Below are 21,943 nucleotides of genomic sequence, written 5' to 3'. Positions count from 1 at the left end.
CATTTGCTGTGGGCGGGTATGTGGATAACTTGTTTGCGGAAGGCTGGAGGGCTTGGTGGGTATGGGGGCGGGGGTGGTTGATCGGAAATTGATCAGCTGGGAGATGTAGCGTGGGTCAGGGCGTCTTCGCGAGCAGGCTCGCTCCCACAGGGGAATGCATTCCACCTGTAGGAGCTGCCGCAGGCTGCGATCTTTTGCTCTTGATCAGCCCTGAACCGGTACGCCTTTGAGGTAAGGCGCTGGCTCAGCCCCGAGGTTGTTCAACATCCTCTCGCTGTACCAGTCGACGAAGTTGACCACGCCGAATTCATAGGTTTTGGAGTAAGGCCCCGGCTGGTAAGCGGTGGAGTTGATCCCGCGCTGGTTTTCCTCAGCCAGACGGCGGTCCTGATCGTTGGTCGCATCCCACACCTGGCGCATGCGCTCGACGTCGTAATCGACACCTTCCACCGCGTCCTTGTGCACCAGCCACTTGGTGGTGACCATGGTTTCCTGGGCGCTGATCGGCCACACGGTGAAGACGATGATGTGATCGCCCATGCAGTGGTTCCACGAGTGCGGCAGGTGCAGGATGCGCATCGAGCCCAGGTCCGGGTTCTTGATGCGGCCCATCAGTTTGGCGCAGCCCTGTTTGCCGTCGAGGGTCATCGACACGGTGCCCTTGAGCAGCGGCATGCGCACGATACGGTTGCGCAAGCCGAAACTGGCGTGAGCGTAAGGGATCTTTTCCGCTTCCCAGGCAGCGGCGGAAGCGGCGACGTGATCCTTGAACGCCTGATCGGCGCGCGGGTCGGTGACGTCGTCCCATTCCAGCAGGGTTTTCAACAGTTCCGGGTGCGATGCGTTGCAGTGGTAGCACTCGCGGTTGTTTTCCAGCACCAGTTTCCAGTTGGCCTTTTCCATCAAGGTGGTGGTGATCGCCACCTTGGTGTTCTCCATGTCGTACGGTTCCATGTAATGGTTGAGCGTCGACAGGAAGTCATCGATGGCCGGCGGGTTCTCTGCCAGGCTGATGAAGATGTAGCCGCCAGCGGTCTTCACGTTCACCGGTTTCAGGCCGTACTGCTTCATGTCGAAGTCGGCGCCCATCTCGGTGCCGGCAAACAGCAGGCGACCGTCCAGTTCGTAGGTCCACTGGTGGTAATGGCAGACCAGTTTGGCGACTTTGCCTTTTTCACTGGTGCACAGGCGCGAGCCACGGTGGCGGCAGACGTTGTGGAACGCGTGCACCACGCCCTCGGCACCGCGAATGACGATGATCGGGTTCTTGCCGACCTGCAGGGTCAGGTAGTTGCCCTTGGCCGGGATCTCGCAGGTCATGCCGGCGATCAACCATTCTTTCTGGAAGATCTCTTGCATATCGATATCGAACAGGCGCTCGTCGCTGTAGAACGGCTGTGGCAGGGAAAAAGTGCGCTCGCGCTCCTGCAGCATTTGTGCGGTGGCCTTGCGTGCGGGTTCCAGCGGATCGCCCAGGCTGATTTTTGCGGTGACGTCCATCGATGTAATCCTCATGGCCCTCTGCGTGGCCGGCGAAAGTGGCTGATCAGGTGTGCTGCAAAACGGTTGCTACGCAAGGTGTAAAGAAGTCGTCTTGTGTTGGGGCGAGTGTGGGGCCGGCGCTGGGGGGAACCTTATCCATGCGCGACACGGCGCAATCTGTTCCCGACGCGCAAGCCCCGGTGTTCAAGGGCTGGTCGCGATAAGTATGTCAATGTCGCGGATAGGTAAACGCACGGTCTGCGCTATACGCAGAATCGCCGACAAGAGGCCGACAGTCGGCCGTGGAGAACAGCATGTCCAACAGCTTCCTGAATCCGGTCACCACCCAGACCTGGGCCAATGGCCGACACATTGTCCGTTGCGTCAAAGTCATCCAGGAAACCTGGGATGTGCGCACCTTCTGCTTTATGGCCGACCAGCCGATCCTGTTCTTCTTCAAGCCGGGGCAGTTCGTCACCCTGGAGCTGGAAATCGAAGGCCAGCCGATCATGCGCTCCTACACCATCTCCAGCTCGCCGTCGGTGCCGTACAGCTTTTCGGTGACGATCAAACGCGTGCCGGGCGGCAAGGTCTCGAACTGGTTGCATGACACTTTGCATGAAGGTCAGGAGCTGGCGGTGCACGGCCCGGTCGGGCTGTTCAACGCCATCGACTTCCCGAGCCCGAAGGTTCTGTATTTGAGCGGCGGCGTCGGCATCACCCCGTGCATGTCGATGGCGCGCTGGTTCTACGACACCAATGCCAACGTCGACATGACCTTCGTGCACAGCGCGCGCTCGCCGAAAGACATCATTTACCACCGCGAACTCGAGCACATGGCTTCGCGGATCGATAACTTCAGCCTGCACCTGATCTGCGAAAAGCACGGCCTCGGTGAGCCATGGGCCGGGTATCGCGGTTATCTGAATCACAAGATGCTCGAACTGATGGTCCCGGACTTCCTTGAGCGCGAAGTGTTCTGCTGCGGCCCGACGCCGTACATGACCGCGGTCAAACGCTTGCTGGAAGCGGCCGGCTACGACATGTCGCGTTACCACGAAGAATCCTTCGGCGCCACGCCACCCGAGGCCCGCGCCGACGCGGTGGAACAGGCCGAACAAGCCGCCGATGCGCCGGAAATCGACGCCGCGGATCTGCATCAGGTCGAATTCACCGCCTCCGGCAAAAGCATCCGCGTCGGCCCGGGCGAAACCGTCCACGCAGCCGCCGCCAAACTCGGCCTGATGATCCCGAAAGCCTGCGGCATGGGCATTTGCGGAACGTGCAAGGTGATGAAACTGGGCGGCGAAGTGGAGATGGAGCACAACGGCGGGATTACCGAGGACGACGAGGCGGAAGGGTTTATCCTGTCGTGCTGCAGCGTGCCGAAGGGGGATGTGCGGATTGAGTTTTAATGAAGAAAAGTAAAGGCTTCCTAATTGCCATGACGGACAAGTCATGGCAGTTTTTTATCGATGTTGTATCTGTGTGAAGTTCTACCGCTTTTACGCGCCAGAGCTACCGGACGGGGTGTCCAAAAAACGACGCGCTGAAATAAAGCAGTGGAGTTGTGACGAAGCTGAAAATCAAGACGCGATCAAATGGCTTTGAATTGAAATGTTTGCCTTGGTCTCCAATGATGATTGAAAAAGTCGTCATCAAAACCGCAAGCATAAACATTGCTGACAAGGGGGCTGCTATTTCCAATCCGTTAAATTCGTACCACTGGGTTTTTCTCTGAATTCTGTAAGGTAATTGAATGCTCTGTTTGTAAATTGCGCGAGCAGCAACGATAAACAAGCATAGGGTCGTCAGGTCGCATATCAGAAGTCCACGCCTTCTCGGTGTAAGGGCAAACCATTTTCTTGGCTGCGGCAGGCGTTTTTCAAACCTGCAGCCACAAACATGACATTTGGAAAGTGTCTTTTTATTTTTGGCGCTGCATGTTTTGCATATTTTTGTTCGTGGTTTCATAAAGAAAGACGCTATTTAGTTCTGCTTGGAGTGTTCGCTGGTTTTGTCCTGGGCAATGTTTGGTCAGGCGACTCATCGAGTATCTTGGTAAATTATCTCAGCAGCATCTTCGCCCAATGTTTCACCTATTATTACCGCTGCAAGAGATCCGACTCCCACCGCTACTGCACCGCAGACCAAGGTGCCAACTCCTCCTGTCGGAACGCCTATTCCCAGACAAATTTTCGCTGCTAGTGGCGCAGTCAAGAGGCGACTGCTGATTGCTCCTCCAACCATGCCACCCATAAAGCTTCCGGTTTCCGTGAATTTCACCTTTTCACACGCCTCGGTATTCCCATGCAGGCACACATCCTGCACCTTCAAGGCCGAGGCGCCACCGCCTACTGCTGTGCCGATCCAGCCGCCATATTTGACGTACTGTGACGCTTGGCTGATAGCCCGAATATGTGTGGCATAACCTGGGTTCTGGCCGATGCCGCCAGCCTTTCTCCAGCGGTGCACAAGGTGAGGATGATCGATGCCGAGAGCGGTCTTGAGGCTCGGGTGATCCGGGAGACCAATGCTTTGCCGCGTGAACCGGTTGAGATGGACGTCCAGTTTCTCCAGCAACTGCGCACGTTGTTTTTTGAACGGCTTCGAGTTCAGGCTGCCTTTTGCGTCCAGCGTATGAACATGCAGCTTCTCAAGATCCGCGAGGACATTTTTTATGCCATCCAGATGATTGGCCGCCATGGCCGTGACGACCCCGATCACTTTTGATTCATAGGCGAGTGCGGTCTGGATCACGCCATAGTGCTGCGCCATGAAATCCGCTTCTTCCACGGTCAGTGGTTCCAGCGTCGCACTGACGAAACGGGCGGTCTGCATCAGCAACGCTTCTTCGTATGTGCATTGCTGATTGTCAGGGTCGCTCAGCACTATCATCGAACCGGCTTTAATCATGTCCGGGGTCGGATTCAAACTTCTGAATCTGGCGATGACATTCGGGTTGGCGTAGGGGAACAGCTGTGCCTCGAGCTTCTCGGCGACAATGCTTTTCGGCACGATGTAAAACCCCGGCTCAGATGGGGCCGGGCGATCTTGCGGCCAGTGCTCGCTGGGGAAGAACTTCAAGTCGTTGACGGGGTGAGGGCTGCGCGCGGTGCTGCTGTTATTAACGCGCGCCACTCTGAGGTTCTGCTGATGAATCGCGCGCAGCAACCTGTCTGGATCGGAGCGCGAGGCAGGCTGCCTGAGCATCGATAACGGGCGTTTTTTTACCGCTTCATGAATGGCACCTTTAGTGCCGCGTACCAGAACTCTGGATTGGTTCAGAAGATGGCGCTGTTCCTGTGCGAGGGCGTCAAGGCCCATGTCCGCTGAAAGGCGGCCGCTGGCGACATCATCGACAATGCCCTTGGCGAAGCGCGCGACCTCCTGATTGAACTGCACGCGCGCACTGCCGAATGCCAGATGATGTGAGCCGACTGTCTGTGCCTGTCCGAGCAGCTTGCCGGCAACGTGTCGAACGTCGCTGAGACCATGGCGCTGATCGCTCAACCTTCTTCGCCCCACGAGGCATGGCCGCTGGTCCCGGCGAGGTGATGCACCCAGCTGATGCCACGATAACGAATGGCGACCTGCTCCTGAGGTTCCGCGTCGTTGTGCAGAATGACGTGGGGCATATCCAGGTTCAGTTCGGTGAGCACCGCACCGTCGATCGAGACAGAAAAGTATTTTTCCTGCTGACCCTGAGGGGAGGTTCGGTAGAAGTTGATCTTGCAGTCGATCTCTTCACGGTTGGCCAGTGCCTGGGCCAGCAGCGGTGAAGATTTGTCAACGACTTTGGTGACTATGACCGGCGCGTGGGTGGCTCGGTGAGAGTTGTCGAGGTTGGCGAGGTTGTGGCTGTACGACAGCACCATGATTTGATCGGTGTGTGCCGCCTGATATCTGTTGCCGACCGAATCAGGCGTTGAGCAGCCTGCCGAAATCAGCCCTTGGGTCTTGCCCATGATCGTCATGTAGCCGGGAATTGCCATCGCGTGCGCTCCTTGAATCGGGAGCGGGCAGTCTATGGCGGGATTTTCGTGCTTTCTGTAGGCCTTGGTGTAGTCCGATTCTGAAAATGCAGGTCTGCGACGCGCAGCCTCTGGGTTGCATTCCCGTGCTGAGCATGGGAATGCAACTAGGGAGGGGAATCAGGCCGACATGACCTCGCGAATATCGCGCGCCAGTTCGCGCACGCGCTCTTCTTCGGTGTCCCAGGAGCACATGAAACGTGCGCCGCCCTTGCCGATGAAGGTGTAGAAGCGCCAGTTCTTTGCAGTCAACGCAGCGATGGCCGGTTCCGAGAGTTGCAGGAACACTCCATTGGCCTGCACCGGGAACATCAGTTCGACGCCGGGGATGTCGCTGACCAGTTCTGCCAGCAGTTGCGCGCAGTGGTTGGCGTGGCGGGCGTATTTGAGCCAGGCGTCGTTTTCCAGAATGCCGACCCACGGTGCCGACAAAAAGCGCATCTTCGATGCCAGTTGCCCGGCCTGCTTGCAGCGGTAGTCGAAGTCTTCGGCCAGTTTGTGGTTGAAGAACAGGATCGCTTCACCCACCGCCATGCCGTTCTTGGTGCCGCCGAAACACAGCACGTCGACGCCGGCTTTCCAGGTCAGGTCGGCGGGCGAGCAGCCGAGGAATGCGCAAGCGTTGGAGAACCGTGCGCCGTCCATGTGCAGGTGCAGGCCCAGTTCCTTGCAGGTTGCGCTGATGGCGCGGACTTCTTCCGGGGTGTAGACGCTGCCGACTTCGGTGGCCTGGGTCAGGGTCACCACGCGCGGTTTCGGGTAGTGGATGTCCTGACGCTTGAGTGCGACTTCGCGGATCGATTGCGGGGTGATCTTGCCGTTTTCAGTGCCGGCGATCAGCAGCTTCGAGCCGTTGGAGAAGAATTCCGGAGCGCCGCATTCGTCGGTTTCGACGTGGGCGGTTTCCGAGCAGATCACGCTGTGGTAACTCTGGCACAGCGACGACAGGGCCAGCGAGTTGGCGGCGGTGCCGTTGAAGGCGAAGAACACTTCGCAGTCGGTTTCGAACAGTTTGCGGAAATGATCCGCCGCGCGGGCGGTCCATTCATCGTCGCCGTAAGCGCGCTGGTGGCCGTGGTTGGCCTGTTCCATGGCAGCCCAGGCTTCAGGGCAGATCCCGGAATAGTTGTCGCTGGCGAATTGTTGGCTCTTGTCGGTCATGGCCGGCTTCCGTAATCGAGACTCTTGTGAAGGCTCGTGGTCAATGAGGATGCGCACTTTACCGAAGATCTTCCGGGGAGCACATGCGATGTCGGGTGGGGAAAATTACCAGTTTATGGGCCGATTATGCACCTGAGCCAACGCGACGGTGCCCTGGATCTGCTCAAGTGGATGGCGTTGCTGAGCATGTTGCTCGATCACCTGCGATATGTCGGCTTCTCCGCCGATTGGTCGTATGTGCCCGGGCGATTGGCGTTTCCATGGTTTTGCCTGGCAATGGCGGCGAATCTGGCACGAGACGGTTCGCGCAAAATGGAATGGCGCTATCTGGGCTGGCTGTTGCTGTTCAGTGCAATCAGCGAAATCCCTTATCGCTTTTATATCCCCGACCCTGACACGTTCAACGTGATGCCGACGCTGGCGCTGGGCTTGCTGGTGGCGCGCGGCTGGCAGGACTCAGCGTCGGTGCCACGGTTGCTCGCGCCGGCCGCGCTGGTGGTTGCGGCGGTTTTTTCAGAACGACTGATGTTCGGTTTCTTCGGCGTATTGTTGCCATTGGCGATGCTGCTGGTGTTCCGCCGACCCTGGTTCAGCCTGTTGCCGGGGCTGGTGTGTCTGGCGGCGAACCAATGGCAGGTGCTGCTCGAATCGGCGCGGTTCGGCAACAGCGTGGCGATTCTCGGCCTGGCGACATGTCTGTTTGCGCCGATGCTGGGAATGTTCTTTTTGCGACATGGGCGACATCTGCAGCCACCACCGATGCGGCGCTGGGCCTATGCGCTGTATCCCGCGCATTTCCTCCTGCTGCTTGCCATCCGCCAAATCATCGCCTGACCCCTGTGGGAGCGAGCCTGCTCGCGAAAGCGGTCTGCCAGTCAACTTCTATGTCGGATGTGCCGGCCTCTTCGCGAGCAGGCTCGCTCCCACAGTGGATCTCCGGCGTTTCGAAGAGAGCATTTCCAGCCATGTCGTAAACGCACCTTTGCGTGGCGCGCGCAGGCATTTGAGCTGTCTGTGCCGGTCATACCATCGCATCAAAGGGCACTGCCATCATTGCCAGTGCCTTACCGAGACGAATGGCGCACAGATGCCGCTGGGAGAGACGCGATGTTCAGCAAGCAAGACCAGATCCAGGGTTACGACGATGCACTGCTGGCGGCGATGAATGCCGAGGAGCAACGTCAGGAAGATCACATCGAGCTGATCGCGTCGGAGAACTACACCAGCAAACGCGTGATGCAAGCGCAGGGCAGCGGCCTCACCAACAAATACGCCGAAGGCTATCCGGGCAAGCGCTACTACGGTGGCTGCGAGCATGTGGACAAAGTCGAAGCACTGGCCATCGAACGCGCCAAGCAACTGTTCGGTGCCGACTACGCCAACGTCCAGCCGCACTCCGGTTCTTCGGCCAACAGCGCCGTGTATCTGGCGCTGATCCAACCGGGTGACACTATCCTCGGCATGAGCCTGGCCCACGGCGGTCACCTGACCCACGGCGCCAAAGTGTCGTCCTCGGGCAAGCTCTACAACGCCGTGCAGTACGGCATCAACACCGACACCGGGCTGATCGACTACGACGAAGTCGAGCGTCTGGCGGTCGAGTGCAAACCGAAAATGATCGTTGCCGGTTTCTCCGCTTACTCGAAGACTCTGGACTTCCCGCGCTTCCGTCAGATCGCCGACAAGGTCGGCGCGCTGCTGTTCGTCGACATGGCCCATGTCGCCGGTCTGGTCGCTGCGGGCCTGTACCCGAATCCGCTGCCGTACGCCGACGTGGTCACCACCACCACGCACAAGACCCTGCGCGGTCCGCGTGGCGGGCTGATCCTGGCCAAGTCCAACGAAGAGATCGAGAAGAAGCTCAACGCCGCCGTTTTTCCCGGTGCCCAGGGCGGCCCGCTGATGCACGTCATCGCCGGTAAAGCGGTGTGCTTCAAGGAAGCACTGGAGCCTGGCTTCAAGGCTTATCAGCAACAAGTGATCGACAACGCCCAGGCGATGGCCAGCGTGTTCATCAAGCGCGGCTACGATGTTGTGTCCGGCGGCACCGACAACCATCTGTTCCTGGTCAGCCTGATCCGTCAGGGCCTGACCGGCAAGGACGCCGACGCCGCGCTGGGCCGTGCCCACATCACCGTGAACAAGAACGCCGTGCCGAACGACCCGCAGTCGCCGTTCGTGACCTCGGGCCTGCGCATCGGCACCCCGGCGGTGACCACGCGCGGCTTCAAGGTCAGCCAGTGCGAAACCCTCGCCGGCTGGATCTGCGACATCCTCGACAACCTCGGCGACGCCGATGTCGAGGCCAATGTCGCCCAGCAGGTCTCGGCCCTGTGCGCAGACTTCCCGGTTTATCGCTGAGTCGGTTTTGGAGTAATGACTATGCAACGCTATTCCGGCTTCGGCCTGTTCAAACACTCGCTCAGCCACCACGAGAACTGGCAGCGCATGTGGCGCACGCCCACCCCGAAAAAAGTCTACGACGTGGTCATCGTCGGCGGCGGCGGGCACGGCCTGGCGACGGCCTACTATCTGGCCAAGGAGCACGGCATCACCAATGTCGCCGTGGTCGAGAAAGGCTGGCTGGGCGGCGGTAACACCGCGCGCAACACCACCATCGTGCGTTCCAACTACCTGTGGGACGAGTCGGCGCACCTCTACGAACACGCGATGAAATTGTGGGAAGGCCTGTCGCAGGATCTCAACTACAACGTGATGTTCTCCCAGCGTGGCGTCTACAACCTGTGCCACACCCTGCAGGACATCCGTGATTCCGAGCGTCGGGTCAGTGCCAACCGCCTCAACGGCGTCGACGGCGAATTGCTCGACGCCAAGCAGGTTGCGGACGAGATTCCGTACCTGGACTGCTCGAAAAACACCCGCTACCCGATCATGGGCGCGACCGTGCAGCGTCGCGGCGGCGTCGCCCGTCACGATGCCGTGGCGTGGGGCTTCGCCCGTGCCGCCGATGCCTTGGGCGTGGACCTGATCCAGCAGACCGAAGTGATCGGTTTCCGCAAGGAAAACGGCGTGTGCATCGGCGTTGAAACCAACAAGGGTTTCATCGGCGCCAAACGCGTCGGCGTGGTGACGGCCGGTAACTCCGGGCACATGGCCAAGCTTGCCGGTTTCCGCCTGCCGATCGAATCCCACCCGCTGCAAGCGCTGGTGTCCGAGCCGATCAAACCGATTATCGACAGCGTGATCATGTCCAACGCCGTGCACGGTTACATCAGCCAGTCCGACAAGGGCGACCTGGTGATCGGCGCCGGTATCGACGGCTACAACGGCTACGGCCAGCGTGGTTCGTACCCGGTGATCGAACACACCATCCAGGCCATCGTCGAGATGTTCCCGGTGTTGTCCCGCGTGCGCATGAACCGCCAGTGGGGCGGTATCGTCGACACCACCCCGGACGCTTGCCCGATCATCTCGAAAACGCCGGTACCAAACATGTTCTTCAACTGCGGTTGGGGCACCGGTGGCTTCAAGGCTACACCCGGCTCGGGCAACGTGTTTGCCGCGAGTCTGGCCAAGGGTGAAATGCACCCATTGGCTGCACCTTTCTCCATCGACCGTTTCCACAACGGTGCGTTGATCGATGAACACGGCGCTGCTGCGGTTGCCCACTAACAGGAGAAATCCCCATGTTGCATATCTTCTGTCCTCACTGCGGCGAACTGCGCTCTGAAGAGGAATTCCACGCATCCGGTCAGGCGCACATCCCGCGTCCGCTGGATCCGAACGCCTGCACCGATGAAGAGTGGGGCGACTACATGTTCTTTCGCGATAACCCGCGCGGTCTGCACCACGAACTGTGGGACCACGTTGCCGGTTGCCGCCAGTACTTCAACGTCACTCGCGATACCGTGACCTACGAGATTCTCGAGAGCTACAAGATCGGCGAGAAGCCGCAATTCACCGACAAGGCTGGCACTGCGAAAACAGCCGCGACGGCGCTGGGAGAGAAGGTATGAGCCAGACCAATCGCCTGTCCAACGGTGGACGGATCGACCGCAACAAAGTGCTGAGCTTCACCTTCAACGGCCAGACCTACAAAGGCTACGAAGGCGACTCGCTGGCCGCTGCACTGATCGCCAACGGCGTCGACATCATCGGCCGCAGCTTCAAGTATTCGCGCCCTCGCGGCATCTTCGCCGCCGGTTCCGAAGAGCCGAACGCCGTGCTGCAGATCGGTGCCACCGAAGCCACGCAGATTCCTAACGTGCGCGCCACGCAACAGGCGTTGTATCAGGGCCTGGTCGCCACCAGCACCAACGGCTGGCCGAGCGTCAACAACGACATGATGGGCATTCTCGGCAAGGTCGGCGGCAAGCTGATGCCGCCGGGTTTCTACTACAAAACCTTCATGTACCCGCAATCGTTCTGGATGACTTACGAGAAGTACATCCGCAAGGCTGCCGGCCTCGGCCGTTCGCCGACCGAGAACGATCCGGACACCTACGACTACATGAATCAGCACTGCGACGTGCTGATCGTCGGTGCCGGCCCGGCCGGTCTCGCCGCTGCCCTTGCCGCTGCGCGCAGCGGTGCCCGAGTGATTCTGGCCGATGAGCAGGAAGAGTTCGGTGGCAGCCTGCTCGACTCGCGCGAAAGCCTCGACGGCAAACCGGCGATGGAATGGGTTGCCAGTGTCATCGCTGAATTGAAGAACACCCCGGACGTGCTGCTGTTGCCGCGTGCCACGGTCAACGGCTACCACGACCACAACTTCCTGACCATTCACGAACGCCTCACCGATCACCTCGGTGACCGCGCGCCAATCGGTCAGGTGCGGCAGCGCATCCACCGTGTCCGCGCCAAGCGCGTGGTGTTGGCGACGGGTGCCCACGAGCGTCCGCTGGTGTACGGCAACAACGACGTGCCGGGCAACATGCTAGCCGGCGCGGTGTCGACCTACGTGCGTCGTTATGGCGTAGCGCCGGGCAAAAAACTGGTGCTGTCGACCAACAACGATCACGCCTATCGCGTCGCTCTGGATTGGCTCGATGCCAGTCTGCAAGTGGTCGCCATCGCTGATGCCCGCAGCAATCCGCGCGGTGCATTGGTCGAAGAAGCGCGCGCCAAAGGCATTCGCATCCTCACCGGCAGCGCCGTCATCGAAGTGCGTGGCAGCAAGCGTGTGACCGCTGCCCGCGTCGCCGCGATTGACGTAAAGGCCCACGCCGTGACCAGTCCGGGCGAATGGCTCGACTGCGACCTGGTGGCCAGCTCCGGCGGTTACAGCCCTGTTGTTCACCTGGCATCGCACTTGGGTGGAAAACCGGTCTGGCGCGAAGACATCCTCGGTTTCGTACCGGGCGAAGCACCGCAGAAACGCGTGTGCGTCGGTGGCATCAATGGCGTCTACGCGCTGGGCGATTCGCTGGCCGACGGTTTCGAAGGTGGCGTGCGCGCTGCCGCTGAAGCCGGTTTCCAGACCGTCGAAGGCGTGTTGCCGAAAGCCCTGAGCCGTCTCGAAGAGCCGACCCTGGCGCTGTTCCAGGTGCCGCACGAGAAGAACTCGGCGCGTGCACCGAAGCAATTCGTCGACTTCCAGAACGACGTCACCGCCGGTGGTATCGAATTGGCGACCCGTGAAGGTTTCGAGTCGGTCGAGCACGTCAAACGCTACACCGCGCTGGGCTTCGGCACCGATCAGGGCAAGCTCGGCAACGTCAACGGTCTGGCCATTGCCGCCCGTTCGCTGAACGTGACCATCCCGCAGATGGGCACCACCATGTTCCGTCCGAACTACACGCCGGTGACCTTCGGCGCCGTGGCCGGTCGGCATTGCGGGCACATCTTCGAACCGGTGCGCTACACCGCGCTGCATGCCTGGCATGTGAAGAACGGCGCCGAGTTTGAAGACGTCGGTCAGTGGAAACGTCCCTGGTACTTCCCGAAAAACGGTGAAGACCTGCACGCGGCGGTCAAGCGCGAATGCAAAGCCGTGCGCGACAGCGTTGGCCTGCTCGATGCTTCGACCCTCGGCAAGATCGACATTCAAGGCCCGGATGCCCGCGAGTTTCTCAACCGCGTGTACACCAACGCCTGGACCAAGCTCGACGTGGGCAAGGCTCGCTACGGTTTGATGTGCAAAGAAGACGGCATGGTCTTCGACGACGGTGTGACGGCTTGCCTGGCCGACAACCATTTCGTCATGACCACCACCACCGGCGGCGCGGCTCGCGTGCTGCAATGGCTGGAGCTGTACCACCAGACCGAATGGCCGGATATGAAGGTGTACTTCACCTCCGTTACCGATCACTGGGCGACCATGACCCTGTCCGGGCCGAACAGCCGCAAGCTGCTCAGCGCCGTGACCGACATTGATCTGAGCAACGAAGCGTTCCCGTTCATGACCTGGAAAGAAGGTCTGGTCGGCGATGTGCCGGCGCGGGTGTTCCGTATCTCGTTCACTGGTGAGCTGTCGTACGAAGTCAACGTGCAGGCCGACTATGCGATGGGCGTGCTGGAGAAAATCGTCGAGGCCGGCAAGCAGTACAACCTGACGCCGTACGGCACGGAAACCATGCACGTGCTGCGGGCCGAGAAGGGTTTCATCATCGTCGGCCAGGACACCGACGGCTCGATGACCCCGGACGATCTCAACATGGGCTGGTGTGTCGGTCGCACCAAACCGTTCTCGTGGATCGGCCAACGCGGCATGAGCCGGGAAGATTGCGTCAAGGATCAGCGCAAACAACTGGTGGGCCTGAAGCCGATCGATCCGACCAAATGGCTGCCGGAAGGTGCGCAGCTGGTGTTCAACACCAAACAGGCGATCCCGATGACCATGGTCGGCCACGTGACCTCGAGTTACGCGCACAACTCCCTCGGTTATTCGTTTGCCATGGGTGTGGTCAAGGGCGGTCTCAAGCGCATGGGCGAGCGGGTGTTCGCACCCCTGGCCGATGGCAGCGTGATCGAGGCGGAAATCGTTTCTTCGGTGTTCTTCGATCCGAAGGGTGATCGCCAGAACATCTGACAACCTCGGGAGCGGTGGGCGGGCGGCTATTCGCGAGCAGGCTCGCTCCCACATTCGATCGCGTTCCCCTGTGGGAGCGAGCCTGCTCGCGAAGGCGGCGGCACAGCAACCACAGGAACCAACAGAATTCAGAAGGTGCTTTATGACCACAGCCAATGTTTACCAGCAACGCCCGACCACCGGCGCCCGTGCCGAGTCGTCGCTGCACCATGCCGACCTCGCCAGCCTGGTCGGCAAGGGCCGCAAGAACGCCGGCGTGATCGTGCGGGAAAAGAAACTCCTCGGCCACCTGACCATTCGTGGCGATGGCCACGATGCCGCATTCGCTGCCGGTGTGCACAAGGCGCTTGGCATTGAATTGCCCGGCGCGCTGAGCGTGATCGTCAAAGGCGAAACCAGCCTGCAATGGATGGGCCCGGACGAGTGGCTGCTGGTCGTGCCAAGCGGCGAAGAATTCGCCGCCGAGCAGAAACTGCGCGAAGCGCTGGGTGATCTGCACATCGCCATCGTCAACGTCAGCGGTGGCCAGCAGATCCTCGAACTGAGCGGGCCGAACGTACGTCAGGTGCTGATGAAATCCACCAGCTATGACGTGCACCCGAACAACTTCCCGGTCGGCAAAGCGGTGGGCACGGTGTTCGCCAAGTCGCAGCTGATGATTCGTCATACCGCCGAAGACACCTGGGAACTGCTGATCCGGCGCAGTTTCTCGGATTACTGGTGGTTGTGGTTGCAGGATGCTTCGGCCGAGTACGGGCTGAGCGTTCAGGCCTGAAGATCAAAAGCCACCCCCTCACCCCAGCCCTCTCCCCCTGAGGGGGAGAGGGGGAAAGGGAGCAGATTTGTGTGTTTTTCGAGCCTGAGTTCGACGCGCTATTTCAGGTCGGCGTAGCTCGAAAGAACACCTCGGTCAGTCCCCTCTCCCTCTGGGAGAGGGCTAGGGTGAGGGGAAAACCTGACACCCCGCACAACGAACAGGAGTCACCGCACCATGAGCCGCGCCCCAGACACATGGATTCTGACCGCCGACTGTCCCAGCGTCCTCGGCACGGTGGACGCGGTCACGCGTTTTCTGTTCGAGCAGGGCTGTTATGTCACCGAGCACCACTCGTTCGATGACCGCCTCTCCGGGCGTTTCTTCATTCGCGTGGAATTCCGTCAGCCCGACGGCTTCGACGAACAATCCTTCCGCGCCGGGCTGGCCGAGCGCGGGCAGGCGTTCGGCATGCTCTTTGAGCTGACCGCGCCGAACTACCGACCGAAAGTGGTGATCATGGTCTCCAAGGCCGATCACTGCCTCAACGACTTGCTCTATCGCCAGCGCATCGGCCAGTTGTCGATGGACGTCGCGGCGGTGGTGTCCAACCATCCGGATCTCAAGCCGTTGGCCGACTGGCACCAGATTCCCTACTACCATTTCCCTCTCGACCCCAACGACAAACCGGCGCAGGAGCGTCAGGTCTGGCAGGTGATCGAAGAAGCCGGCGCCGAACTGGTGATCCTCGCCCGCTACATGCAGGTGCTATCGCCGGAGCTGTGCCGCAAGCTCGACGGCAAGGCGATCAACATTCATCACTCGCTGTTGCCGGGCTTCAAGGGCGCCAAGCCTTATCACCAGGCTTACAACAAGGGCGTGAAACTGGTGGGCGCGACGGCGCATTACATCAACAACGACCTCGATGAAGGGCCGATCATTGCCCAAGGCGTCGAGGCGGTGGATCACAGTCATTACCCCGAAGACCTGATTGCCAAGGGCCGGGATATCGAAGGCCTGACCTTGGCGCGGGCGGTTGGGTATCACATCGAAAGACGGGTGTTCCTGAACGCCAACAGAACCGTCGTTCTCTAGATCGCCAAAAGATCGCAGCCTTCGGCAGCTCCTGCAGGGGGATGCGATCCATGTAGGAGCTGCCGAAGGCTGCGATCTTCTGATTTACCGAGCACTCAACGCGCTGCCCAACCGGGGCAACGCAGTTCCATAAAAACAACAGCGAGGTGAAAGCATGTCTGGCAATCGTGGTGTGGTGTATCTCGGCGCTGGCAAGGTCGAAGTGCAGAAAATCGACTACCCGAAAATGCAGGACCCGCGCGGTCGCAAGATCGAGCATGGGGTCATTCTCAAAGTGGTTTCCACCAACATTTGCGGCTCCGACCAGCATATGGTGCGCGGCCGGACCACGGCGCAGACCGGTCTGGTGCTGGGTCACGAAATCACCGGCGAGGTGATCGAAAAGGGCTCCGACGTCGAAAACCTGAAGATCGGCGATCTGGTCTCTGTTCCGTTCAACGTAGCTTGCGGGCGCTGCCGTTCCTGCAAGGAGCAACACACCGGCGTCTGCCTGACCGTCAACCCGGCCCGTGCCGGCGGCGCATACGGTTACGTCGACATGGGCGACTGGACCGGTGGCCAGGCTGAATACGTGCTAGTGCCGTACGCCGACTTCAACCTGCTGAAACTGCCGGATCGCGACAAGGCCATGGAGAAAATCCGCGACCTGACCTGCCTCTCCGACATCCTCCCGACCGGCTATCACGGCGCGGTTACTGCCGGCGTCGGTCCGGGCAGCAGCGTTTACATCGCCGGCGCCGGTCCGGTCGGCCTGGCCGCTGCCGCTTCCGCACGTTTGCTCGGTGCGGCGGTGGTGATTGTCGGCGACGTCAACACCATCCGCCTGGCCCACGCCAAGGCCCAGGGCTTTGAGGTCGTCGACCTGTCCAAAGACACCCCGCTGCACGAACAGATCGCCGCGCTGCTGGGCGAGCCGGAAGTCGATTGCGCGGTGGACTGCGTTGGCTTTGAAGCACGCGGCCACGGCCACGACGGCGTCAAGGCCGAAGCCCCGGCCACGGTGCTCAACTCACTGATGGGCGTGGTGCGCGTTGCCGGCAAGATCGGTATCCCCGGCCTGTACGTCACCGAAGATCCGGGCGCCGTCGACGCTGCCGCGAAAATGGGCAGCCTGAGCATCCGCTTCGGCCTGGGCTGGGCCAAATCCCACAGCTTCCACACCGGCCAGACTCCAGTGATGAAGTACAACCGCCAGTTGATGCAGGCGATCATGTGGGACCGCATCAACATTGCCGAAGTGGTCGGCGTGCAAGTGATCAGCCTCGATCAGGCGCCGGAAGGTTACGGCGAGTTCGATGCGGGTGTGCCGAAGAAGTTTGTGATTGATCCGCATAAGTTGTTCAGTGCGGCGTAAGTTCTACCCATGTAAGAAGGGCAGCCGATCGGGCTGCCCTTTTTTGTTCTGAACACGACCAGTTATTTAAAGGCGCATTTGCGGGCGTCACCATCCTTGGTTGCACACTCATCACCGTTCCAATTGCTACCGGTGGCTTGAACCGGAGTGTCGTTTCTGTAGCCAGCCGAGACGCCAAGGTCTGCCTCACCTTCGTATCGGCAGATGACAACTGAATTGGCAGTGTCTTTATCTTTAAGTCGGGCAGAAGTGAAGGTGACATCTTCGGCGCCTTGCGCATGAGTCACTGATATCGTTGGGCAGGTTGCAGCATAGGCAGTACTCATCATGGTCAGACCAAGCAGGGTGCCAGTGACAATTTTCAACTTCATCTTTTCGTACTCCGTTACGTAATTGGAGTGGAGATATTCACTTGCATCGTTATGACTGCCAACTGTCAGATCTGACAGTTCGTTAGTTCCAATCGAAATAAATAGTCGGGTTTTCAGTGTGAAGTCGAATAGTGAAGTGGCTATTCAACGATTGAACAATTCATTTTGGTGAGTGCGTAGAGAAGGGGATGCGCCGCGAGGAACATGCCGCCCAATACCCGGTCAAACCGGCAGTTTCGTCGCCGTTGTCCGGTGGCAGCTTTTTCCCAAGAGGATGTCTGAATGAAGATTTCACGCGGTTTTGCCCTGGCATCGCTCCTGACTCTGGCCGCCGGGCCGGTGTTTGCCGGTTTCAGTTTGAACGACGTGGCCGGTGCGGTAGCGGGGATGCAGGGTGGTGACAAGGCGGCTGCTGCGGCGCCGACCTCGGAGACCGCTGGTTTGTTGAGTGCTCTGAGTGCGCTGGACGTCACGCCGGAGCAGGCCGTTGGCGGTACCAGTGCGATGCTCGGGCTGGCGAAGAATCAGTTGAGCAGCACCGACTATTCGCAACTGGCCAAGGAAGTGCCGGGCATCGACAAGTTGTCCGGTGGCAGCGGCAATCTGGCGGCGCTGGGCGCGTTGCTCGGTTCGTCCGGCAAGTCCGCTGGCCTTGAGAATGCGCTGGGCAATGTCAAAGACAGCAACGACCTGAACAACGCGTTCAGCGCGCTGGGCATGGACAGCGGCATGATCGGCCAGTTTGCCCCGGTGCTGCTGCAATACCTCGGTCAGCAGGGCGTCGGCGGTTCGCTGTTGAGCAGCCTGGGCAGCATCTGGGGTGTCGGCACGGGCACCTGAGTCAGCGGCGCTCGTTGCGCAGCTCGACGATGCGCTGATCCTTTTCGGTCCAGAGCTGGTTGACCCAGTTCTGGACGTGTTGGCGAAAGGCCGGATCTTTCTCGTAATCGCCCTGCCACAGCGTCGGGTCGAGTTCGCGGGTCCTGATGTCGATGATCACTCGCGGCACGTTGCCGCTGATCAGGTCCCAGAAGCCCGGGATTTTTTCCTGCGGATACACCACCGTCACATCGAGCATCGCATCGAGTTGTTCACCCATCGCCGCCAGCACGAACGCCACGCCGCCGGCTTTGGGTTTGAGCAAGTGGTTGAACGGTGATTCCTGCTGGGTGCTTTTCGCCAGGGTGTAGCGCGTGCCTTCCAGATAATTCACCACCGTCACCGGCTGGCGCTTGAACAGCTCGCACGCCGCTTTGGTGATTTCCAGATCCTTGCCCGCCAGCTCGGGGTTCTTTGCCAGAAAGGCTTTGGTGTAGCGCTTCATGAACGGGTAATCCAGCGCCCACCACGCCAAGCCGAGGAACGGCACCCAGATCAGCTCTTTCTTCAGAAAGAACTTGAAGAACGGCGTGCGCCGGTTGAGGGTCTGGATCAGTGCCGGAATGTCGACCCACGATTGATGGTTGCTGACCACCAGATAGGACGTGTCGCGGCGCAGATCGTCGCCGCCGCGAATGTCCCATTGCGTCGGGATGCACAGCCGGAAGATCAGCTTGTCGATCTCGGCCCAGGTCTCGGCAATCCACATCACCGCCCCCGATGCGTAATCCCGCCAGCGCCCGGGTGCGACCAGTTTGAGCAGGGCAAACACCATCAATGGCCCGATCAGGACCAGGGTGTTGAGCAACAGCAGCAGGGTGACGAAACAGCCGGTGAGCAGGCGGCGCATAAGCAACTCTATGAAGTGGCAGGGGCGAGCCATGATAAGCAGCTTCGCGCAGCAGGCCAAATCGGCGCTGACGAATGTTTCACTTTTCGCCGGGTATGCTTCGCTCAAGATTGGATCTGAATGCACTGGCCTCTTCGCGAGCAGGCTCGCTCCCACAGGGGAATGCATTTCAAATGTGGGAGCGAGCCTGCTCGCGAAGGGGGCCGAGAAGCGAACGAATAACTTGGCGCGTGTCTAAAATCCCAGTTTGCCGCCCTCAATTTCCAAGGAAGCCCCTTACGTGAAATCCCTCCTTGCTCTGTTTGCCCTCGTCGCGCTTCCGGTCATGGCCGCCGAGCCGACGCTGTACGGTCGCTACGAATACATCGCGCTGCCGGAAATCGGTGGCGAAGTGCTCAAGGCCAAGATGGACACTGGCGCGCTGACCGCCTCGCTGTCGGCCAAGGACATCGAGACCTTCACCCGTGATGGCGACGACTGGGTGCGTTTTCGCCTCGCCACCAAGGACGCCAGCAACAAGGTTTTCGAGCACAAGGTCGCGCGGATCAGCAAGATCAAAAGCCGTTCCGACGAGGACGATGAAGAGCGCGACAGCAGCGATGTCGCCAAGCGCCCGGTGGTCGATCTGGAACTTTGCCTGGGCAACGTCAAGCGCACCGTCGAGGTCAACCTGACCGACCGCAGCCACTTCAACTATCCGCTGCTGATCGGCGCCAAGGCCTTGCGCGAGTTCGGCGCGGCGGTAAACCCGGCGCGGCGCTACACCGCCGACAAGCCTGACTGCTAAGTGGTCTGATTGACGTAACCCCGGGCTTGGGGCACCGTTCGCGCACTAACTGCCACGGGCTCGGACGCCATGCCGCACATCCTGATTGTCGAAGACGAAGCGGCGATTGCCGACACACTGATTTTTGCCTTGCAGGGCGAGGGGTTCAGCACCACGTGGCTGAACCTCGGCGCGGCGGCGCTGGAGCATCAGCGGCAGACCCCGGCCGACCTGATCATTCTCGATATCGGCTTGCCGGACATCAGTGGCTTCGAAACCTGCAAGCAGTTGCGGCGCTTCACGGAAGTGCCGGTGCTGTTTCTCAGCGCCCGCGACGCTGAAATCGACCGCGTCGTGGGTCTTGAGATCGGCGCCGACGATTATGTGGTCAAGCCGTTCAGCCCGCGTGAAGTGGCGGCGCGTGTCAAAGCCATCCTCAAACGCATGGCGCCGCGCGCAACCGTGGAAGCAGGCTCAACGCTGTTTCGCATCGATGCCGAACGCGTGCAGATCAGCTATCGCGGCCAGCCGCTGAGCCTGACCCGCCATGAATTCCGCTTGTTGCAATGCTTGCTCGAACAACCTGAGCGGGTGTTCAGCCGCGAGCAATTGCTCGATGCGCTGGGCGTAGCGGCCGATGCCGGTTACGAGCGCAGCATCGACAGCCACATCAAAAGCCTGCGCGCCAAGTTGCGCCTGGTGCGCGCCGAGGCCGAGCCGATCCAGACCCATCGCGGCCTCGGTTACAGCTACAGCCCGGGGCACAGCTGATGTCGCTGGGGCTGCGGATTTTTCTGGTGTACGTGCTGTTTGTCGGCCTGATCGGCTATTTCGTCCTCAACACGGTGATGGAAGAAATCCGCCCCGGCGTGCGTCAGTCCACCGAAGAGACGCTGGTGGACACCGCCAACCTGATGGCAGAAATCCTGCGCGACGATTTCAAGGCCGGCACCCTCAGCGAGAACCGCTGGCCGCAATTGCTCCGCGCCTATGGCGAGCGCCAACCGCAAGCGACCATCTGGGGCTTGCCGAAGAACCAGGTCAACCATCGCATCTACGTCACCGACGCTAAGGGCATCGTTGTGCTCGACTCCAGCGGCGTCGCAGTCGGCCAGGATTATTCGCGCTGGAACGATGTTTACCTGACCCTGCGCGGCGAGTACGGCGCGCGCTCCAGCCGCAGTGATCCTGACGATCCGAGCTCTTCAGTGATGCACGTCGGTGCGCCGATCCGCGACAACGGCAAGATCATCGGCGTGGTCACCGTGGCCAAGCCCAACAGTTCGTTGCAACCCTACGTCGATCGCACCGAGCGGCGTTTGCTGTTTTACGGCGCCGGACTGATCGGCCTCGGTCTGCTGTTCGGCGCCTTGCTCTCATGGTGGCTCAGCCGCGCGCTGCACCGTTTGACCGGTTATGCCCAAGCGGTCAGCGAAGGCCGGCGCGTGGAAGTGCCGCATTATCGCGGCGGCGAGCTGGAGCAACTGGCGACGGCGGTCGAGCAGATGCGCACGCAGCTCGAAGGCAAGGCCTACGTCGAACGCTATGTACACACCCTGACCCATGAGTTGAAGAGTCCGCTGGCGGCGATTCGTGGCGCGGCGGAGTTGCTGCAAAGTGATATGCCGGCCGTCCAGCGTTTGCGCTTTGTCAGCAACATCGACAGCGAAAGCGCGCGGATGCAGCAGTTGATCGAGCGCCTGCTCAACCTGGCGCAAGTCGAACAACGCCAAGGGCTGGAAGAACGGGTGGCAGTGCCGCTGGCGGCGTTGGTCGCAGAACTGCTCAAGGCGCAGGCCGCGCGGATCGAGGGTAAACAACTGCGCGTCGAGCAAGCGATCGGCGAGGATCTGCTGTTGATTGGCGAGCCGTTTCTGCTGCGCCAGGCGTTGGGTAATCTGCTGGAAAACGCACTCGATTTCACCCCGACGTCGGGGCTGTTGCGCTTGAGCGCCGAGCGGGTTGGCGAGCAGATCGAGTTCCGCCTGTTCAACCAGACCACGCCGATTCCCGATTACGCCTTGCCGCGCCTGACCGAGCGCTTCTACTCGCTGCCGCGCCCGGACAGCGGACGCAAGAGCACCGGACTGGGGCTGAACTTCGTTGAAGAAGTGGTCAAGTTGCATGGCGGGGTGATGCGCATTGGTAATGTCGAGGGCGGGGTTGAGGTGGTATTGCGCTTGCCTTGAAACCGAGTCGCGGCCTT

General features: G+C 60.4%; 19 protein-coding genes. 13 read left to right on the top strand and 6 right to left on the bottom strand.

The window, feature by feature from the left end; translation table 11 throughout:
- Positions 1–204 precede the first annotated feature (204 nt).
- Positions 205–1,500 carry a glycine-betaine demethylase subunit GbcA gene (gene gbcA / locus AC0Z5Z_RS00560; protein ID WP_016772823.1) on the bottom strand — a complete coding sequence of 432 codons (1,296 nt, stop codon included), beginning with the start codon at positions 1,498–1,500 and terminating at the stop codon, positions 205–207.
- 296 nt (positions 1,501–1,796) lie between these two features.
- Between gbcA and gbcB the strand changes: the two genes are divergently transcribed.
- Entirely contained in the window at positions 1,797–2,897 is a 1,101-nt protein-coding gene (gene gbcB / locus AC0Z5Z_RS00555; protein WP_016772824.1) for a glycine-betaine demethylase subunit GbcB, read from the top strand.
- Positions 2,898–3,528: 631 nt separating this feature from the next.
- Here the strand turns inward: gbcB and AC0Z5Z_RS00550 are convergent.
- The 3 genes from AC0Z5Z_RS00550 to AC0Z5Z_RS00540 form a co-directional block, all read right to left on the bottom strand.
- Positions 3,529–4,995, bottom strand: a complete 1,467-nt coding sequence (locus tag AC0Z5Z_RS00550) for a hypothetical protein (protein ID WP_485610573.1) — start codon at positions 4,993–4,995, stop codon at positions 3,529–3,531.
- On the bottom strand, positions 4,992–5,477 hold the full coding sequence (locus AC0Z5Z_RS00545; protein ID WP_095181378.1) for an Hcp family type VI secretion system effector: 486 nt from the start codon (positions 5,475–5,477) through the stop codon (positions 4,992–4,994). Before AC0Z5Z_RS00545 ends, AC0Z5Z_RS00550 begins: the two co-directional genes overlap by 4 nt.
- A gap of 159 nt (positions 5,478–5,636) precedes the next feature.
- Positions 5,637–6,677 carry a threonine aldolase family protein gene (locus AC0Z5Z_RS00540; RefSeq protein ID WP_016772826.1) on the bottom strand — a complete coding sequence of 347 codons (1,041 nt, stop codon included), beginning with the start codon at positions 6,675–6,677 and terminating at the stop codon, positions 5,637–5,639.
- A 126-nt stretch (positions 6,678–6,803) separates the two neighbouring features.
- Between AC0Z5Z_RS00540 and AC0Z5Z_RS00535 the strand changes: the two genes are divergently transcribed.
- The 8 genes from AC0Z5Z_RS00535 to fdhA all read left to right on the top strand — a co-directional run bounded on the left by AC0Z5Z_RS00535 (position 6,804) and on the right by fdhA (position 16,871).
- Entirely contained in the window at positions 6,804–7,511 is a 708-nt protein-coding gene (locus AC0Z5Z_RS00535) for a TraX family protein (RefSeq protein ID WP_485610572.1), read from the top strand.
- A gap of 273 nt (positions 7,512–7,784) precedes the next feature.
- Positions 7,785–9,038, top strand: coding sequence for a serine hydroxymethyltransferase (gene glyA / locus AC0Z5Z_RS00530; RefSeq protein WP_024014589.1), 1,254 nt, complete (start codon positions 7,785–7,787; stop codon positions 9,036–9,038).
- Positions 9,039–9,059: 21 nt separating this feature from the next.
- Positions 9,060–10,310 (top strand): sarcosine oxidase subunit beta, encoded by a 1,251-nt coding sequence (locus AC0Z5Z_RS00525; RefSeq protein WP_016772829.1) that lies wholly within the window; start codon positions 9,060–9,062, stop codon positions 10,308–10,310.
- 14 nt (positions 10,311–10,324) lie between these two features.
- Positions 10,325–10,654 carry a sarcosine oxidase subunit delta gene (locus tag AC0Z5Z_RS00520; protein ID WP_253496574.1) on the top strand — a complete coding sequence of 110 codons (330 nt, stop codon included), beginning with the start codon at positions 10,325–10,327 and terminating at the stop codon, positions 10,652–10,654.
- Positions 10,651–13,668 (top strand): sarcosine oxidase subunit alpha, encoded by a 3,018-nt coding sequence (locus AC0Z5Z_RS00515; RefSeq protein ID WP_485610571.1) that lies wholly within the window; start codon positions 10,651–10,653, stop codon positions 13,666–13,668. Before AC0Z5Z_RS00520 ends, AC0Z5Z_RS00515 begins: the two co-directional genes overlap by 4 nt.
- A 142-nt stretch (positions 13,669–13,810) precedes the next feature.
- Positions 13,811–14,443 carry a sarcosine oxidase subunit gamma gene (locus AC0Z5Z_RS00510; RefSeq protein WP_485610570.1) on the top strand — a complete coding sequence of 211 codons (633 nt, stop codon included), beginning with the start codon at positions 13,811–13,813 and terminating at the stop codon, positions 14,441–14,443.
- Between the two features lie 216 nt (positions 14,444–14,659).
- The gene (gene purU / locus AC0Z5Z_RS00505) at positions 14,660–15,517 is read left to right on the top strand and encodes a formyltetrahydrofolate deformylase (RefSeq protein WP_039757644.1); all 858 of its coding nucleotides are present in this window, start codon (positions 14,660–14,662) and stop codon (positions 15,515–15,517) included.
- A 154-nt stretch (positions 15,518–15,671) separates the two neighbouring features.
- Positions 15,672–16,871 (top strand): formaldehyde dehydrogenase, glutathione-independent, encoded by a 1,200-nt coding sequence (fdhA, locus tag AC0Z5Z_RS00500; protein WP_016772834.1) that lies wholly within the window; start codon positions 15,672–15,674, stop codon positions 16,869–16,871.
- A 62-nt stretch (positions 16,872–16,933) separates the two neighbouring features.
- On the opposite strand, the gene AC0Z5Z_RS00495 is transcribed toward fdhA, so the two are convergent.
- Positions 16,934–17,242 (bottom strand): hypothetical protein, encoded by a 309-nt coding sequence (locus tag AC0Z5Z_RS00495; RefSeq protein ID WP_110646294.1) that lies wholly within the window; start codon positions 17,240–17,242, stop codon positions 16,934–16,936.
- Positions 17,243–17,524: 282 nt separating this feature from the next.
- On the opposite strand from AC0Z5Z_RS00495, the gene AC0Z5Z_RS00490 reads away from it, so the two are divergent.
- The gene (locus tag AC0Z5Z_RS00490) at positions 17,525–18,082 is read left to right on the top strand and encodes a DUF2780 domain-containing protein (RefSeq protein ID WP_041476745.1); all 558 of its coding nucleotides are present in this window, start codon (positions 17,525–17,527) and stop codon (positions 18,080–18,082) included.
- 1 nt (position 18,083) lies between these two features.
- On the opposite strand, the gene AC0Z5Z_RS00485 is transcribed toward AC0Z5Z_RS00490, so the two are convergent.
- Positions 18,084–18,971, bottom strand: coding sequence for an acyltransferase (locus AC0Z5Z_RS00485; RefSeq protein ID WP_375122791.1), 888 nt, complete (start codon positions 18,969–18,971; stop codon positions 18,084–18,086).
- 280 nt (positions 18,972–19,251) lie between these two features.
- Between AC0Z5Z_RS00485 and rloA2 the strand changes: the two genes are divergently transcribed.
- From rloA2 to creC, 3 genes are all read left to right on the top strand, one after another.
- Positions 19,252–19,758 (top strand): retropepsin-like aspartic peptidase RloA2, encoded by a 507-nt coding sequence (gene rloA2, locus AC0Z5Z_RS00480; protein ID WP_041476742.1) that lies wholly within the window; start codon positions 19,252–19,254, stop codon positions 19,756–19,758.
- A gap of 69 nt (positions 19,759–19,827) precedes the next feature.
- Positions 19,828–20,508, top strand: coding sequence for a two-component system response regulator CreB (gene creB, locus AC0Z5Z_RS00475; protein ID WP_485610569.1), 681 nt, complete (start codon positions 19,828–19,830; stop codon positions 20,506–20,508).
- The gene (creC, locus tag AC0Z5Z_RS00470; protein ID WP_485610568.1) at positions 20,508–21,926 is read left to right on the top strand and encodes a two-component system sensor histidine kinase CreC; all 1,419 of its coding nucleotides are present in this window, start codon (positions 20,508–20,510) and stop codon (positions 21,924–21,926) included. The genes creB and creC overlap by 1 nt, the downstream gene beginning before the upstream one ends.
- Positions 21,927–21,943: the final 17 nt, after the last annotated feature.

Source organism: Pseudomonas sp. 1L-E-NC-VB-C3 (assembly GCF_057291535.1).
The sequence above is the reverse complement of the archived record's forward strand: the minus strand, read 5'-3'. Positions and strand labels throughout refer to the sequence as shown.

What these genes read in the sequence shown, in the direction of transcription:
- creB (WP_485610569.1), top strand. Translation starts at nt 19,828, where the DNA reads ATGCCGCACATCCTGATTGTCGAAGACGAAGCGGCGATTGCCGACACA.
- AC0Z5Z_RS00515 (WP_485610571.1), top strand. Translation starts at nt 10,651, where the DNA reads ATGAGCCAGACCAATCGCCTGTCCAACGGTGGACGGATCGACCGCAAC.
- AC0Z5Z_RS00535 (WP_485610572.1), top strand. Translation starts at nt 6,804, where the DNA reads ATGCACCTGAGCCAACGCGACGGTGCCCTGGATCTGCTCAAGTGGATG.
- gbcA (WP_016772823.1), bottom strand. Translation starts at nt 1,500, where the DNA reads ATGGACGTCACCGCAAAAATCAGCCTGGGCGATCCGCTGGAACCCGCA.
- AC0Z5Z_RS00540 (WP_016772826.1), bottom strand. Translation starts at nt 6,677, where the DNA reads ATGACCGACAAGAGCCAACAATTCGCCAGCGACAACTATTCCGGGATC.
- AC0Z5Z_RS00520 (WP_253496574.1), top strand. Translation starts at nt 10,325, where the DNA reads ATGTTGCATATCTTCTGTCCTCACTGCGGCGAACTGCGCTCTGAAGAG.
- AC0Z5Z_RS00495 (WP_110646294.1), bottom strand. Translation starts at nt 17,242, where the DNA reads ATGAAGTTGAAAATTGTCACTGGCACCCTGCTTGGTCTGACCATGATG.
- AC0Z5Z_RS00525 (WP_016772829.1), top strand. Translation starts at nt 9,060, where the DNA reads ATGCAACGCTATTCCGGCTTCGGCCTGTTCAAACACTCGCTCAGCCAC.
- AC0Z5Z_RS00485 (WP_375122791.1), bottom strand. Translation starts at nt 18,971, where the DNA reads ATGCGCCGCCTGCTCACCGGCTGTTTCGTCACCCTGCTGCTGTTGCTC.
- AC0Z5Z_RS00490 (WP_041476745.1), top strand. Translation starts at nt 17,525, where the DNA reads ATGAAGATTTCACGCGGTTTTGCCCTGGCATCGCTCCTGACTCTGGCC.
- purU (WP_039757644.1), top strand. Translation starts at nt 14,660, where the DNA reads ATGAGCCGCGCCCCAGACACATGGATTCTGACCGCCGACTGTCCCAGC.
- gbcB (WP_016772824.1), top strand. Translation starts at nt 1,797, where the DNA reads ATGTCCAACAGCTTCCTGAATCCGGTCACCACCCAGACCTGGGCCAAT.
- AC0Z5Z_RS00545 (WP_095181378.1), bottom strand. Translation starts at nt 5,477, where the DNA reads ATGGCAATTCCCGGCTACATGACGATCATGGGCAAGACCCAAGGGCTG.
- AC0Z5Z_RS00510 (WP_485610570.1), top strand. Translation starts at nt 13,811, where the DNA reads ATGACCACAGCCAATGTTTACCAGCAACGCCCGACCACCGGCGCCCGT.
- glyA (WP_024014589.1), top strand. Translation starts at nt 7,785, where the DNA reads ATGTTCAGCAAGCAAGACCAGATCCAGGGTTACGACGATGCACTGCTG.
- fdhA (WP_016772834.1), top strand. Translation starts at nt 15,672, where the DNA reads ATGTCTGGCAATCGTGGTGTGGTGTATCTCGGCGCTGGCAAGGTCGAA.
- creC (WP_485610568.1), top strand. Translation starts at nt 20,508, where the DNA reads ATGTCGCTGGGGCTGCGGATTTTTCTGGTGTACGTGCTGTTTGTCGGC.